General features: G+C 75.2%; 7 protein-coding genes and 1 pseudogene. 7 read left to right on the forward strand and 1 reads right to left on the reverse strand.

Features of this window, described 5'->3' with window-relative positions; translation table 11 throughout:
* Window positions 1-10 precede the first annotated feature (10 nt).
* The 5 genes and pseudogenes from KKZ08_RS26175 to KKZ08_RS26200 form a co-directional block, all read left to right on the forward strand.
* A pseudogene (locus KKZ08_RS26175) lies at window positions 11-3,760 on the forward strand (amino acid adenylation domain-containing protein); the annotation flags it as partial.
* Window positions 3,761-3,906: 146 nt separating this feature from the next.
* Window positions 3,907-4,683, forward strand: a complete 777-nt coding sequence (locus KKZ08_RS38715; protein ID WP_263303358.1) for a condensation domain-containing protein — start codon at window positions 3,907-3,909, stop codon at window positions 4,681-4,683.
* Window positions 4,680-8,474: an amino acid adenylation domain-containing protein gene (locus tag KKZ08_RS26185; RefSeq protein ID WP_263303359.1), complete on the forward strand. Its 3,795-nt coding sequence runs from the start codon at window positions 4,680-4,682 to the stop codon at window positions 8,472-8,474. Before KKZ08_RS38715 ends, KKZ08_RS26185 begins: the two co-directional genes overlap by 4 nt.
* A gap of 5 nt (window positions 8,475-8,479) precedes the next feature.
* Window positions 8,480-11,899 (forward strand): non-ribosomal peptide synthetase, encoded by a 3,420-nt coding sequence (locus KKZ08_RS26195; RefSeq protein ID WP_223776761.1) that lies wholly within the window; start codon window positions 8,480-8,482, stop codon window positions 11,897-11,899.
* On the forward strand, window positions 11,896-14,082 hold the full coding sequence (locus tag KKZ08_RS26200) for a type I polyketide synthase (protein ID WP_223776762.1): 2,187 nt from the start codon (window positions 11,896-11,898) through the stop codon (window positions 14,080-14,082). The genes KKZ08_RS26195 and KKZ08_RS26200 overlap by 4 nt, the downstream gene beginning before the upstream one ends.
* 35 nt (window positions 14,083-14,117) lie before the next feature.
* On the opposite strand, the gene KKZ08_RS26205 is transcribed toward KKZ08_RS26200, so the two are convergent.
* Window positions 14,118-14,882, reverse strand: coding sequence for an alpha/beta fold hydrolase (locus KKZ08_RS26205; RefSeq protein ID WP_223776763.1), 765 nt, complete (start codon window positions 14,880-14,882; stop codon window positions 14,118-14,120).
* Between the two features lie 187 nt (window positions 14,883-15,069).
* Here KKZ08_RS26205 and KKZ08_RS26210 point away from each other — a divergent pair, with 187 nt between their 5' ends.
* On the forward strand, window positions 15,070-15,498 hold the full coding sequence (locus KKZ08_RS26210) for an SRPBCC family protein (RefSeq protein WP_223776764.1): 429 nt from the start codon (window positions 15,070-15,072) through the stop codon (window positions 15,496-15,498).
* 26 nt (window positions 15,499-15,524) lie between these two features.
* Window positions 15,525-15,827, forward strand: coding sequence for a hypothetical protein (locus KKZ08_RS26215; RefSeq protein WP_223776765.1), 303 nt, complete (start codon window positions 15,525-15,527; stop codon window positions 15,825-15,827).
* Window positions 15,828-15,844 lie beyond the last annotated feature (17 nt).

The following is a 15,844-nucleotide window of genomic DNA, read 5'->3' on the forward strand; positions in this document are numbered from 1 at the left end:
CGTGCGCCTGATGCGCCGCCTCGTCGAAGCCGGCCGCACCCGGGAGATCCCCCAGGTCGTCCCGCCCCGGGACGCCGGCGGACCCGTGCCGCTCAGCCCCGCCCAGCGGGACCTGTGGGTGTACGAGTCGCTGTATCCCGGCACCCCGGCCCTCAACCTCTGCTGCGCCTACCACTTCGACGCCGCCGAGGGCCCCGTGGACCCTGCCCGCCTGGAGGCCGCGCTCACCGTCGTCCAGAGCCACCACGACATCCTGCGCACCCGGATCTCCGGCACGGCGGACGACCCGCGCGTCGACTTCCCCGACGAGGGCCCCTTCGTCCTGGAGCGCGAGGACCTGCGCGGCACGAGCACCACCATCGGACAGGCCTTCCGCGCCTTCCGCCGCCGCCCCTTCGACCTCACCGCCGACCGGCTCATCCGAGGCCGCTTCGTCCGCGTCGACGACACCCGTACGACGCTGATGCTGAGCCTGCACCACATCATCACCGACTGGTGGTCCTTCGACGTGTTGCAGAGCGAGTTCGCCGAGGCGTACCGCGCCGTGCGCGAGGGCACCGAGCCGAAGCTCACCCGCCCCGCGATCCAGTACGCCGACTTCGCGTCCTGGCAGGGCGAACTGGAGGCCGCCGGGGTCTTCGACGACCGCCTCGGCTTCTGGCGCCGCTACCTCGCCGACCCACCGGGCCCGCTGACCGTGCCGGGCCATGGGGACCCCGAGGCGGGTGGCGAGGACGGCATCGTCCAGATCCGCTTCCGCGTCGACGCGGACACCACCCGCGCCGTCTGCGCGCTGGCCCGCGAGCGCGGCGCCTCCGTGTACGTCGTCCTCATGACGGCCTTCGCGGTCCTCGCGCACCGCGTCACCGGCGCCGACGACCTGGTGCTCGGCACCCCGGTCGCCAACCGCTCCGCCAAGGGCCTGGAACACGTCATCGGCTACGTGATGAACGCCGTGCCGACCCGCTGGCGCATCGCCGAGGACGACTCCTTCGCCGACGTCCTCGCCCGCTTCGGCGCCGACTTCCCCGCCCTCATGGCGGGCGCCGACCTGCCGGTGGGCCGCATCGTCTCGGCCGCCGCGCCCGAACGCAGCGCGGGCCGCTCCCCCCTCTTCCAGTGGGTGTTCATGCACCTGACGGAGCAGCCGAGCGTCTCCGCCGTACGGGAGTTCGCCGAGCCCGAGCGCATCCACACCGGCGGCGAACACGACCTGGTGGGCGTCGTGCGGGACAACGGCGACGGCATGGACGGCAGCTTCGAGATCCGCACCGACCTGTTCGCCCCTGACGCGGTGACGCGCTGGGCGGACAGTTATCTGACCCTGCTCACGCGCGTCATCGCCGACCCGACCGCGCCCCTGCGGGACCTCGACGTGCTGCCGGGTGCCGAGCGCCGCCGCCTGCTCGCCCTCGCGCGCGGACCGGCCGCCCCGGAGCCCGAGTCGCTGCCGGACATGGTGGCCCGGCACGCCGCCCGCACCCCCGACGCCCCCGCCCTCGAAGCCGACGGGCTGCGTCTCTCGTACGCCCAACTGACAAACCGGGTCGAGCGATTGGCGGGCGTCCTGGTCCGCCACGGCGCGGGGCCCGAGCGGACCGTCGCCCTCGCCCTCGGGCGCGGCGCGGACATCCCGGTGGCCGCGCTGGCCGTGCAGCGGGCCGGGGCCGCGTATCTGCCGGTCGACCCCGACTACCCGGCCGAGCGTGTCCGCCGCGTCCTCGACGACGCGGCGCCCGCGCTCCTCGTCACCGACGCGCGCACGGCCGCCGCCGGTGTCCTGCCGCCGACGGACGTGCCCCGCCTCGTCCTGGACGACGACGCGTACGACAACGCGTATGCGGGCGCGCCCCTGACCCCCGCGCCCCTGGACCCGGCGCACGCCGCCTACGTCATCCACACCTCGGGCTCCACCGGCACCCCCAAGGGCGTCGTCGTCACCCACGCCGGGGTCGCCGCGCTCACCCGCGGCCTCGTGGACCGTTTCGCCCTGGACGCCGGCGCGCGGGTCCTCCAGCTCGGCTCACCGGCGTTCGACATCTCCGTCGCCGAGATGTGCATGGCCTTCGGACCAGGCGCCACCCTCGTCGTGCCGCCGCCGGGGCCCCTCGCGGGGGATGGCCTCGGCGCGGTCCTCGCCGAGCGGCGGATCTCCTGCGCCATGGTGCCGCCGTCCGTCCTCGCGACCGTGCCCGACGCCCCCTACCCGGCGCTGCGCGCGCTCGCCGTCGGCGCCGAGGCCTGCCCGCCCGGCCTCGTGGCCCGCTGGGCCGTCGCCGGGCGCCGCCTCCACAACGCGTACGGCCCCACCGAGGCCACCGTCGCCGCCACCCTGTCCGGCCCCCTGACCGGCGACGGCACCGCGCCGCCCCTCGGCACCCCGGTCCCGGGCACCGCCGCCCACGTCCTCGACGCACGGCTGCGGCCCGTCCCCACCGGGGTCGCGGGCGAGCTGTACCTCTCCTCGGCGGGCCTGGCCCGCGGCTACCTCAACCGGCCGGGCGCCACCGCCGAACGCTTCGTCGCCGACCCCTACGGACCGCCCGGTTCCCGCATGTACCGCACGGGCGACCTGGCGTACCGCGACGACGACGGCACCCTCCACTACCTGGGCCGCACCGACGACCAGATCAAGCTGCGCGGCCTGCGCATCGAACCCGGCGAGATCGCCGACGCCCTCACCCGGCACCCCTCGGTGGCGCGGGCGACCGCGGCCGTACGCGAGGACGCCGACGGCCGCCCCCAGCTGACCGGCTACGCCGTGCCCGCCCCCGGCCACACCGTCGACCCGACCGCCCTCCTCGCGTACGCCGCCACGCTGCTGCCCGCGCACATGGTGCCCTCGGACGTCGTGGAGCTGCCCGAACTGCCCCTGACCCGCAGCGGGAAGCTCGACCGGGCCGCCCTGCCCGCACCCCGGGCGGCCGCGGCGACGCGGGCCCCGGCCTCCGCCCGCGAGAAGGAGCTGTGCGGCCTCTACGCGCGCGTCCTCGGTGTCGACGAGGTGGGCGCCGACGACGACTTCTTCCGGCTCGGCGGCGACAGCATCATGGCCATCCAGCTCGCGGGCCAGGCCTCGGCGGCCGGCCTCGTCCTCGCACCGCGCGACGTGTTCACCCTCCGTACGCCCGCACAACTGGCCCTCCACGCGCGGTCCTCGGACGGCAGCGGCCCGGACGCGTCGGACACCGGTGTCGGCCGCTTCCCGCTCACGCCCGTCATGCGGTGGTGGCGTGAACTCGGCGGCGACCCTTGGGCGTTCACGCAGTCGATGGCGTTCCCCGTGCCGCCCGGCACGGACCGGGAGCGGATCGAGGCCGCGGTGCGCGGGCTCACGCGGCGCCATGGCGCGCTCCGGATGCGGCTGCTGGCACCGGAGGCCGAGATGGAGGTGGCCGATGAGGTGCCGCCGGGCGTCGGCATCGAACGCGTAGAAGTGGCCGACGAGGCCGAAGCACGCGCCAGAGCCGGGAAGTTGGCGGCCGCGATCCGTCTCGCCCCGGAGGACGGCGAGATGTTGCGCGCCGTCTGGCTGGACGCCGGTCCTGTGCGGCGGGGCCTGCTGCTCCTGACCCTGCACCACCTGGCCGTCGACGGCGTCTCGTGGCGGGTCATCGGGCCGGAAGTGGCGGCCGCGCTCAGCGGCGTCCCCTCCGACGCGGCAGCCGCCCCGGCGACCTCCTTCCACCGGTGGGCCGGGCTGCTCGCCGAGGAGGCCGTGCGCCCCGAACGCGTGGCGGAGGCGGCGTGGTGGCAGGACCGGCTGGCGGCGGCGGACGACGCGCGGTTCGCCGCGGGCCGGGCGCCGGATCCCGCCGGGCGGCCGTCACCGTCGAGCTGCCCGCGGCCCTCACCGAGGCCGCGCTCACCACGCTGCCCGCCGCGTTCAACTGCGGACCCGACGCGGTGCTCCTCACCGCGCTTGCCTCGGCGGCCGTACGCCACCGGGGCACCGGCACCCGTCTGCTCGTGCACCTCGAAGGGCACGGCCGGGAAGCGCTGTCGGCACCGGCGGACGTGTCGCGGACGGTCGGCTGGTTCACGACGCAGTACCCGGTCCTCCTGTACACGGCCGCACCCGGCGCCGACCGAACGGGCAAGGGCGCGGCCGTCGAGGCGCTCAAGGCGGTGAAGGAGCAGCTGCGGTCCGTGCCCGACGGCGGCATCGGCTGGGGTCTCCTGCGCCACCTCAACCCGGACACCGCCCCGCTCCTCGCCGAACTCCCCGTCCCGGACGTGCGGTTCAACTACCTCGGCCGGCTCAACGCCCGGGACGCGGGCGGCGGTGAACTGCTCGACGCGGGCCCCGGCGCCGTACCGCTCGGCCACGCGGTCGAGATCGACGCCCTCGCCATGGAGGGCCCGGACGGGCTGCGCCTCGAAGCGACGTTCTCGTACGCCGAAGGGGTCATCGCGGAGGGTGAGGTGCGGGAGCTGGCCCGGCTGTGGCGCGAGGCCGTCGCCGTACTCGTCCGGGAGACGGAGGAGGGCGGCCCGGTCGGCGCCACGCCGTCGGACTTCCCGCTGGTGGACCTGTCGGCGGACCAACTGGCCATGCTGGAGGGCGGCTTGGCCGACCTCCCCGAGCTGGAGGCGGAACCGGCGGACGGTCTCCCTGCACCGGGGGCAAAACCGGCGGACGGTCTCCCCGCGCCGGGGGCGGAATCGGAGGATGGCCGATGAGCGGGCGCATCGCCGACGTCCTGCCGCTCACCCCGGTCCAGGAAGGGCTGCTCTTCCACGCCGTACGTGACGGCGAGGGCCCCGACCCGTACCTGGTCCAGGCCCGCTTCCGCATCGGCCCCGGGCTCACCGCCGAGACGGTACGGGGCGCGCTCGCCGCGCTCCTGGACCGGCACCCCAACCTGCGCGCCTGCTTCCGGCACGAACGCCTCGACCGCCCCGTGCAGGTGATCCCGCACAAGGTCGCGCTGCCCTGGAAGGAGGCCGACCTGACCGGGCGCGCGGCGGCCGAAGTGGCGTCCGCTACGGAGGAGTTGCTGGCCGAGGACCGTGCGGGCCGCTTCGACCTGGCACGTCCGCCGGCCGTCCGCGCCCTGTTCGTGCGGCACGACACCGGAGGCGAACTCGTCCTCTCCTTCCACCACATCCTGCTCGACGGCTGGTCCGTCCCGGTCCTGGAGCGGGACCTCGCGGCACTGGTCACCGGCAGGCCCCTGCCGCCCGCCGTGCCCTACCGGCAGTACGCGCTGTGGCTGAGCCGCCAGGACCAGGGCCTCGCGGAGGTGGCCTGGCGCGAGGCGCTCGCGGACCTGGAACGGCCGGCACCGCTCGTGCCGCCGCAGTCAACGCAGTCACCGGAGCCGCCGGAGCCGCCGGATACCGGTGGCGAGGAAGGAGCACCGGACACCGCACGGCTGCACCTCACCGCCGAGCTGACCGCCGCGCTCTCCCGGCGCGCCGCCGAGGCGGGCGTCACCCTCAACACCGTCACGCAGGCCGCCTGGGCCCTGGTGCTCGCCCGGCTGACCGGCGGCCGGGACCTGGTCTTCGGCGGCGTCGTCGCGGGCCGCCCGCACGACCTGCCCGGGGCGGGGGAGATGGTGGGCCTGTTCATCAACACGCTGCCGGTACGGGTGCGGCTGCGCGACGGCGAGACGGTCGGGGAGCTGCTGACCCGGATCCAGGACGAGCAGGCGCGCCTGGCGCCCTACCACCACGTGCGGCTCGCGGACGTGCGGCGGATGGCGGAGGCGGCTGCGTCCGGGGAACTCTTCGACTCGGTCCTCGCCTTCGAGAACTTCCCGCGCGGATCGCGGGAGCCGGGGGACGACGGCCCCGACACCGTGCGCGTCACGGACGTACGCGATGCCACGCACTACCCCGTGACGCTCGCCGTCGTCGCGGGGGAGCGGCTGTTCCTGTCGGTGGGCTGCCGGCACGGCCTCGACGCGGCGGTGGTCGCCGCACGCGTCGTACGGGCCTTCGAACAGCTGGCGGGGGACCTCGCGACGCCGGTGGACCGGATCGACGTACTCCCCGAGGAGGAGCACCGGCGGCTGCTCGCGCGGTCCGCGGGCGCCCCGGCGGCGCCACTGCCCGGCCCCGCCACCGTGACCGGGCGGTTCGCCGCGCAGGCGGCCCGTACGCCGGACGCGCCCGCCGTGGAGAGCGGCGACGACGTCCTCACGTACGCCGCGCTCGCCGCGGAATCGGACCGCCTGGCGCGCCGCCTCACCGCCGCGGGCGTGGCACCGGGCTCCACGGTGGCCCTGCTGCTGAGCCGTTCGCCGTCGCTGGTCGTGGCGCAGCTGGCGGTGCTCAAGGCGGGGGCGTGCTGGCTGCCGCTGGACCCGGCCCAGCCGGCGGAGCGGCTCGCGCGTCTGCTGGACGGGGCGTCGGCGGGGCTGGTCCTGACGGAGGGGGAGCCGTCCGTGCCGCTGCCCGCCGGGGTGCGCCCCATGGCCGTACGCGGCCGCTCGCCGGAGTCCGCGGAGTCCGCGGCACCCCCGGCCGTCGCGCCGCATCCCGAGGCCCCGGCGTGCGTGATGTACACGTCCGGGTCGAGCGGTGAGCCCAAGGCGGTCGTGGTCCCGCAGCGGGCCATCGCGGACCTGGCCGCGGACAGGTGCTTCGGGGGCGCGGACGGCTCGGGAGCGCACCACCGGGTGCTGCTGCACAGCCCGCATACGTTCGACGCCGCCACCTACGAGATATGGGTGCCGCTCCTGAACGGCGGCACGGTCGTGGTCTGCCCCGCCGGGCCGGTGACCCCCGCCCTGCTGGCGCGGGTGCTGCCCGAGCGGCGCGTGACGGCGCTGTGGCTCACGGCGGAGCTGTTCCGCACGGTCGCGGAGCTGGCACCCGGGTCGTTGCGCGGGCTGCGCGAGGTGTGGACCGGCGGTGACGTCGTGGACGCCGAAGCGGTGCGCCGCGTCAGGCGCCACTGCCCCGGCACGGTGGTCGTGAACGGCTACGGCCCCACCGAGGCCACGGTGTTCGCGACGGCCCACCGCGTGACCGGGCCCGCCCCGAGCGGCGCGCCGCCCATCGGCCGCCCGCTGGACGGCACCCGCGTCCACCTCCTCGACGCCCGGCTGCGCCCGGTGCCGGACGGCTGCGCGGGGGAGGTGTACCTCGCGGGAGCCGGACTCGCCCACGGCTACCTCGGACGCGCGGCCGCCACCGCCGAACGCTTCGTGCCCGACCCTCACGGCGCGCCCGGCACCCGCATGTACCGCACGGGCGACCTGGCCCGCAGAACCCCCGAGGGCACCCTCGTCTTCGCGGGCCGCGCGGACGACCAGCTCAAGATCCGCGGCTTCCGCGTCGAACCGGCGGAGGTGGAGGCGGCACTGACGTCCTGCCCCAGACCCGCCTGGTCGCCGCGAGACGCCGGGCCGGCTGGCCCCCGGCGGCGGCCGACCGGCCGCGCTTGCCCGGCCCCGGCCGGCCCCACCCTGCGGCGGACCGCCGCCCGCACCTGCCCCCACGCCTGGGCCCGCGGGCCGTGCGCCCTCCGGCAGGCCGGCGGCGCTACGGAGCCGGCCCGCACCGACTTCTTCGCGTCCGGCGGCCACTCGCTGAGCGCGCTGCGCCTGGCCGGGCGGATCGAAGAGGCCTGGGGCGTACGGGTCCCCGTGGCCGCCCTCTTCGCGGCTCCGACGCCCGCGCGGCTCATCGCCCGCCTGGACACGGCCGGGCCCGGCGATTCCGCACGCGGGCGCCTCGCACCCGGCGGCGCGGAGAGCCTGGCCCCGCTGCTCGCCCTTCGCGCGGACGGCGACCGCGCCCCCCTCTTCTGCGTGCACCCGGGGCTCGGCGTGAGCTGGGCGTACACGGCCCTGCTGCCCCACCTCGCCCCGGACCGCCCGGTCTACGCCCTCCAGACCCCGGCCCTCTCGGCAGCCGGGGAGGGCGGCCCAGCACAACTCCCGGATTCCGTTGCCGAGTTGGCGGACCAGTACCTGACCCGCATCCGTACCGTACGGCCCCGCGGCCCCTACCTCCTCCTCGGCACATCCTTCGGCGGCCCCGTGGCCCACGAGATGGCGGTGCGGCTGCGCGCGTCCGGCGAGGAGGTCGCGCTGCTCGCCGTGGTGGACGCCATGCCGAAGCCGCCGGAGGCAGTCCGCACCCCGCTCGCACCGGCCGTCGTCGAGGCGGAGGCCCGGCGCATCCTCCGCGAGGACGGAGCCGCGCTGGCGGGCATCGGCGACCACCGCCTCGCCGCGCTCGCCGAAGCGATCGCCCACCACGTGGTCATCGGCAGGAGTTGGGTCCCGTCCTCCTACGACGGCACCGTGACCCTCTTCGCCGCCACCCGCGACCCCGAGGCCATCCCCACGGAGGAGAAGGCCGCGGCCTGGCGCCGCGCCGCCACGGCGGTCGACGTCCACGAACTGGCCTGCGCCCACGCCGAAGTACTCCACGCGGCCCCGGCCGCACACATCGCCGCCACCCTCGAATCCACCCTCACCGGCCGCCCCCAAGCCCCCCTCCAGGGAGAGTGAACCCAGTGGACGCACCGCACCCGGCCGACACCACCCCCGAGCCCGTCCCGACGGCCTCCACCGGCGAGGAGTACGAGTTCCCCCTCTCCGACGCCCAGAGCCGCCTCCTCGTCCTGGACCGGATGAACCCCGGCACCGCCCAGTACAACGTCCCCGCCGCCTTCACCGTGCACGGCCCCTTCGACCTCGGCGCCCTCACCCGCGCCCTGGACGCCGTCGTGGCCCGCCACGAAGCCCTGCGCACCGTCTTCCGCATCGCCGCCGACGGCACGCGGGCGCAGATCGTCTCCGCCACCGGCCGCGCGCACCTCACGGTCGAGAAGGACGTACCGGCATCCGAGGCGGACGCACGGATGCGTACCGACGCGGCCCGCCCCTTCGACCCGGCGACAGGACCGCTGCTGCGCTGCACGGTGTACACCGTCGATGACGGCAGTCACCGCGTACTGCTCGTCGCCCACCACCTGATCTGCGACGGCTGGTCCCTCGGCGTCATCCTGCGGGACCTGTCGACGGCGTACGAAACCGCGACAGAGGCGGCGGGAGGGGCGGCGCCCCCGCTGCCCGAACTCCCCCTCCAGTACCCGGACTTCGCCGCCTGGCAGCGCGAACGCCAGGCCGAAGGCGCCTACGCCGAAGCAGTCGCCCACTGGGCCGGGCGGCTGCGCGGCGCCCCCGAGGTCGTCTCGCTACCCCTGGACCGGCCGCGCCCGGCGGTGCGTTCGGCGGCGGGCGGCAGCGAACGGTTCCTGCTCGACGCGGGGCTCCGGGCACGCCTGGCCGAGGCGGCGCGGGCCCGGAGCGCCACACCGTTCATGGCGCTGTTCGCCGCGTACGCCGCGTTCCTCGGACGCCTGACGGGCCGCGACGACCTGGTCATCGGCTTCCCCGTCTCCGGGCGCGACCGCCCCGAGCTCCAGGAGATGGCCGGCATGCTGACCAACACCCTGGCGCTCCGCGTCGACCTGTCCGGCGATCCCTCGTACGGCGAGCTGATCGGCCGGATCCGCGCGGAGCTGCTGGCCGGACAGCCGTACCAGGACGCGCCGTTCGAGACCGTCGTGGACACCCTCGCCCCGACCCGCGACACGAGCCACGACCCGGTGGTGCAACTGGTCTTCGCCTACGACGACGACACGGAACTCTCCCTCGCGCTGGCGGGCGCCAGGGTCGAGCGCGTCGAACTGGCCCTGGACACAGCCAAGTTCGACTTTCACCTGCACGTCGAACGCTGGGGAGGGACCACCGGAGAGGACACCGGCCGCCACACCGAACAGCCCACCCCCCTCGCCGCCCAGTTCATCTACCGCAGCGACCTCTTCGAGGCCGCCACCGTCCGCGCCTGGGTACGCACCTTCCGGACGCTCCTCGACGCCGCCCTCACCCACCCCGACGCCCCGCTCTCCACCCTCGACGCGGTCCCGGCGGACGAGCGCCGCCGCGCCGTCACGGCCGCCGACCGCACCGCCGAGGCCGCGCCCACCGACCGGCTGGTGCCCGACCTGATCGCCGACGTCGCCGCCGCCCGGCCCGACGCCACCGCCCTGGTCTGCGGCGACGTACGGCTCACCTACCGCGAACTCCTCGCCGAGGCGGACGCGTTGGCGGACCGGCTGCGCGCGGCGGGCGTACGCCCAGGCTTCCGGGTCGGCCTGCTGCTGCCCCGCTCGCCCGAGATGGGCGTCGCGGCGCTGGCCGTCCTGCGCGCGGGTGGCGCGTACGTCCCCCTGGACCAGGCCCACCCACACGCCCGCCTCGCACACATGACCGAGACGTCCGGCACGGGGCTGCTGATCACGGCGGCGGAGACGGAGTCCCAAGGGGAGAAGCTGGGCATCCCGCGCCTACGCGCGGACGCCCCTGAGGACACGGGGCCCGCCCCGTCACCGGCATTGGCCCCGCCCCCGTCCCCGACAGCCACCCCCACATCCACATCCACATCCGCCCCCACCCCCCAAGACCTCGCCTACGTCCTGTTCACCTCAGGCTCCACCGGCGTCCCGAAGGGCGTCGCCGTGGAGCACCGCGCGCTCGCCAACCTCACCGGAGCCGTCCGCCACGCGTTCCCCGTCACCGCCGAGGACCGCGTCCTCCAGTTCGTGTCCTTCGCCTTCGACGTCGCCGTGTCCGACCTGTTCTTCCCCTGGGTCGCGGGCGCCGAACTGCACATCGCCCGCGACGACGAACGCCTCGGCGACGCCCTCCACGCCCGCCTGCGGGACTCCCGCATCACGTACGTGGTCCTGCCGCCGTCCGCCGCGATGCTGCTGCCGGACACCTCGGGCGGCCCCGCCGCCGACGGACGGCTGCCCCACCTCCGTACGCTCGCCGTCGGCGGCGAGCCCTGCCCCGCCGAACTCGTCGAGCGGCTCAGCGCGCCGGGCCGCCGCATCGTCAACGCGTACGGACCGAGCGAGGCCACCGTCTACGCCACCACCGCCGCCCTCGAACCCGGCGAGCCCGTGGTGATCGGCACCCCCGTGCCGGGCGCCCGCGTCCACGTCCTGGACGCCCGCCTGCGCACGGTGCCCACCGGCGTGACGGGCGAGGTCTACATCGCGGGCGCCCCGCTGGCCCGCGGCTACATCGGCCGCCCCGCCCTGACCGCCGAACGCTTCGTCGCCGACCCGTACGGCCCGCCGGGCGCCCGCATGTACCGCACGGGCGACCTCGCCCGCGTCGACGCGCGGGGCCGCCTCCACTACCTCGGCCGCTCGGACTCCCAGGTGAAACTGCGGGGCATCCGCATCGAACTCGGCGAGATCGAGGCCCTGCTCGCGGGCTCCCCGGACGTCGCGGTCGCGGCCGCGGCCGTCCACGGCGACGGCGCCGAACAGCGCCTCGTCGCGTACGTCGTCCACCGGCCCGGCGCCACCGCCTCCGACGAGGACCTCCGCGCCCACCTCGCCGAACGCCTCCCCGGCTACATGCTCCCCGAGGTCTACGTCCACCTCGACGAGCTGCCCCTCAACCGCTCCGGCAAGATCGACAGGGCCCGCCTGCCCGCACCGGGTGCTCAGCGGCGCGCGTCACGTCGTACGTACGTCGCCGCGCGCACTCCCACCGAGCGGCGCGTGGCGGGCGTATGGGCCCGCGCGCTGACCCTGGACCAGGTGGGCGTGGACGACAACTTCTTCGAACTGGGCGGCAATTCGGTGCGGCTGCTGAGCGTCCTGGACGCCCTGCGCGACCCGGCCGCCGAGGGGCACGGGGCCGCCCCGGACCTCACCCTGGTCGACCTCTTCCGCCACCCGACCGTCGCCTCGATCGCGGCCCACCTCGACCGGGCCTCCGACAGGGCCACGGCAGACGCCCCCGCCACCGCCACGGCGGCCGAGCGCCGGGGCGGCGAGCGCCGTGCCCGTCAGAACGCCGCCGCACAGCGGCTCCGCTCCAGTCGCTCCAGAAAGGGCACGTCACGATGACCGAGCCAGCACGCAAGGCCGACGAGCTCGCCCTCGACCCCGACCTCGGCTTCGAAGCCGAAGCCGACACCGACACCGACTCGGCGATCGCGATCGCGGTCGTAGGGATGAGCGGCCGCTTCCCCGGCGCCCCCGACCTGCACACGTACTGGGCGAACCTCCGCGACGGCGTCTGCTCCCTCACCGACTTCACGGAGGCCGAGCTGCTGGCCGACGGCGCCGACCCCGAGGAACCGCGCCGTCCCGAGTACATCCCCGTCAAGGGCTACCTCGCCGGCGCCGACCGCTTCGACGCCGACCTCTTCGGCTTCAACCGCACCGAGGCGGCCGCCCTCGACCCCCAGCACCGCCTCCTCCTGGAGACCGCCTGGGCCGCCCTGGAGGACGCGGGCCAGGACCCGCTCGCCGTCACCGCCCGTACCGGCGTGTACGTCGGCGGCAGCCCCACCGAGCACATGCTGGCCGCCCAGACCGACCGCGCCCTCGCCGCGTCCCTCGGCGCGATGCAGGTCCGCATCCTCACCGACCGGGAGTTCCTCGCCCCCTGGATCTCCTACCGCCTCGGCCTCGAAGGTCCGAGCCTGACCGTGCAGTCGGCCTGCTCGACCTCGCTGACCGCCGTACACCTAGCCGCGCAGGCGCTGCTCCTCGGCGAGTGCGACACGGCGCTCGCGGGCGGCGTCAGCGTCGACACCGTACGCAGGCAGGGGTACGTCCACCACGCGGGCGGCATCTTCTCGCCCGACGGCCGCTGCCGCCCCTTCGACGATCGGGCGGGCGGCACCGTGCCGGGCAGCGGCGTCGGCGTCGTCGTGCTGCGCCGCCTGTCGGACGCGCTCGCCGACGGCGACCCGGTCCGCGCGGTCCTGCGCGGCAGCGCCCTGACCAACGACGGCGCCACGAAGGTCGGCTTCACCGCCCCCGGCGTCGAACAGCAGACGGCGGCGATCGTCGAGGCCTGGTCGGCGGCGGGCCTCGCCCCCTCGGCGGCGCAGTACGTGGAGACGCACGGCACGGCCACGGAGCTGGGCGACCGCATCGAACTGGCGGCGGCCACCGCGGCGTTCAGGACGGGCGGCGCGCCGGACACCCCCATCGGCATCGGCTCCGTGAAGTCGAACATCGGCCACCTGGACGCGGCCGCGGGCGTCGCCTCGTTCATCAAGGCGGTCCTCATGCTGGAACACGCCACACTGGCCCCCACCGTCAACCTCACCACGCCCCACCCCGAACTCGCCCTGAACGCCACGCCGTTCCGCGTCGTGAACCGCACGGCCCCCTGGCCACGCCCCGCCGAAGGCCCGCGCCGCGCGGGAGTGAGCTCCCTCGGCATCGGCGGTACGAACGTCCACGTCGTCCTGGAGCAGGCCCCGGACCGCCCCACACCCACCGCCCCGCAGGCACCGCGCCCCGCGACGACGGAGATCCTCCCCCTGTCGGCCCGCACGGAGGAGGCGCTCACCACCCTGGCGGCCCGGCTCGCGACGGCTCTGCGCGCCCCCGACGCCCCCTCCCTCACCGACACCGCGCACACCCTCCGCACCGCCCGCACCCCTTTGGACGTACGGGCGTACGTCCTGGCCGCGCACCCGGAGCAGGCGGCCGACCGGCTGACGGCGCTCGCGGAGGGCCGCCCCGCGGACAACCGGGAGGAGGACCCCGAAACGGACGGGCTCCGCGAACTGCGCGAACTGGGCGAGCTGTGGCTGAAGGGCGGCTCGGTCCCGTGGCCGGAACCGGCGCCCGGCGCCCGCCGGGTGAGCCTGCCGACGTACCCGTTCGAACCCCGGAGCTTCGGCGCCCTGACGCTGCCGCGGCCGGGCACGACGGCCCGCACCGACGCGCCCGAGGGCACCGGGCCGGCGGTTGCCGCCCGGAACGACCTCACCCGAGCCGTCTCCGCCCTGCTGGCCGAGGCGCTGGGCCTGGACGACAAGACCCCGCCGGCCCCGGAGACGACGTACTTCTCGGCGGGCGGCGACTCACTGACGGCCGTCCACCTGGTCGGCAGGCTCCGCGACGACTTCGGCATCGACGTACCGATCACGCTGTTCCTGGAGGAACTGACCCTCCAGGAACTGGCAGCACGCATCGTCGAGTCGAAGGAAGCGCAGGAAACGGAGAAAGCGGCCGGGGCGGAGGACTCCCTGGACGCACTCCTGGCGGAGTTCGAGGCGGAGTAGCCGCGGGGCCCCGGGCCGGGCCCCGCCGCTGACGGCTACGGAGCCGTCATCGTCTCCCGATCGGACAGCGAGGAGGCGACGACACCGGCGACGTAGGGCAGATGGGCGTCCAGGAAGAAGTGCCCACCGGCCAGCACATGGCAGGAGAAGCCGCCCCGCGTCTCGCTCTCCCAGGCGCGGGCCTCGTCGGGAGTGACGCGGGGATCGTCGTCACCGGTCAGGACGACGACGGGACAACTCAGCGGGGGCCCTTCGCGATAGACGTAGTCGTCGACGATCTGGTAGTCGGCGCGCATCGGCGGCAGGAAGATGGACAGCAGCTCGGGGGAGGCGAGGAGTTCGTCGGCCGTGCCCGCCAACTTCCGCATCTCCTCGATGAGTTCCGCGTCGTTCATGTCACGCACGGCGCGCTTGGCGGCGGTCCGCCCGGCCAGCGAGGGAGCCGCCCTGCCGGAGAGGAACAGGGCCACCGGAGGCCGCCCCCCGCTCTCCAGTCGCCGCGCGGCCTCGAACGCCAGGAGGGCGCCCATGCTGTGCCCGAACAGGGCGAGGGGCGCGGTGCCCGCCTCCGAGGCCAGTTCGCCGAGCACGGCGTCGACGATCTCGTCCGCCCCCGCGGCGAACGGCTCACCGAACCGGTCCTGACGCCCCGGGTACTGCACGATCAGCGGCTCCACGCCTCCCGACACGGCGGCCGACAGCGCGTGATAGGCGCTGACGGAACCCCCGGCGTGCGGGAAGACGATCAGACGGACCCCGGCGTCGGGTGCGGGATGGCAGCAACGTATCCAGTCGCCCACGAGCGCGCCCTCCTTTCCTGTACCGCAGCGAACCGCCGACCGGTCCACTGCCGCGGGCCAGCATGCCGGACGAACGCGGCGGAGGACGAGGTTTTCCGGGAGGCCTTGGGGTACTGGAACGAAAACAGGGCACCCCACCCCGAACCGCACACGCCAACCACACCACGACCGAAGGAGCGGAAACCCGATGGCATCCTCACTGCTAGAAGCCGTCGACATCAAGGCACCCGTGGCTGTGAGCTGGGCACTTTGGGAAGACGTGGAGCGCTGGCCGGTATTCCTGAGCCACGTGAAGCACGTGCAGCGCATCGACGGAAGCACCTTCGCCTGGCAGGTCTCGCTGCCCGGCGCGGACAAGAGCTTCGTGGCCGAACTCACGGAGGTCATCCCGGGCGAACGGATCGCCTGGCGCACCACGGAGGGCGTCCACCACGCGGGCGTCGTCACCTTCCACCGCCTCAGCGACACGGAGAGCCGAGTCACCCTCCAGATCGAGTACGACCCCCAGGGCTTCGTGGAACACCTGGGAGCCCTCACCAACCTGGACTCGACCTTGGCCAACTACGACTTGGGCGAATTCCAGCGCATGGCGGAACGACAGGCCGCGACGCCCTGACGCCCCTTCCTGGCTGAGGGGAGCTGGTGGCCCAGTCCGAAATACCGGTGGCGTGGATCGGCCTGGGCGGCATGGTCATCGGGGCGGTGGCGACCGCAGACGGAACTCCACGCCTTCACCTCACCTTTGGTGGAGCCAAGGCCCCGGCCTGTTTCCGTCACTGGGCGGCCTGCCCCCCTCCGACTCCCCACCAGGCCCGCGGCGCGCGCACCCTGGCCCCGGACGCCCACATCTCGGTCCGCGCCCTGTACAGGGAACTGGGCGACGCGGTGGACGACTTCTCCCGAGCCCTGAAACGCCTCGCACGCCGCGGCCTGGGCGTCATCTAGCCGCCCAGCCACTGGTG

Source organism: Streptomyces sp. 135 (genome assembly GCF_020026305.1).
Lineage (GTDB): Bacteria > Actinomycetota > Actinomycetes > Streptomycetales > Streptomycetaceae > Streptomyces.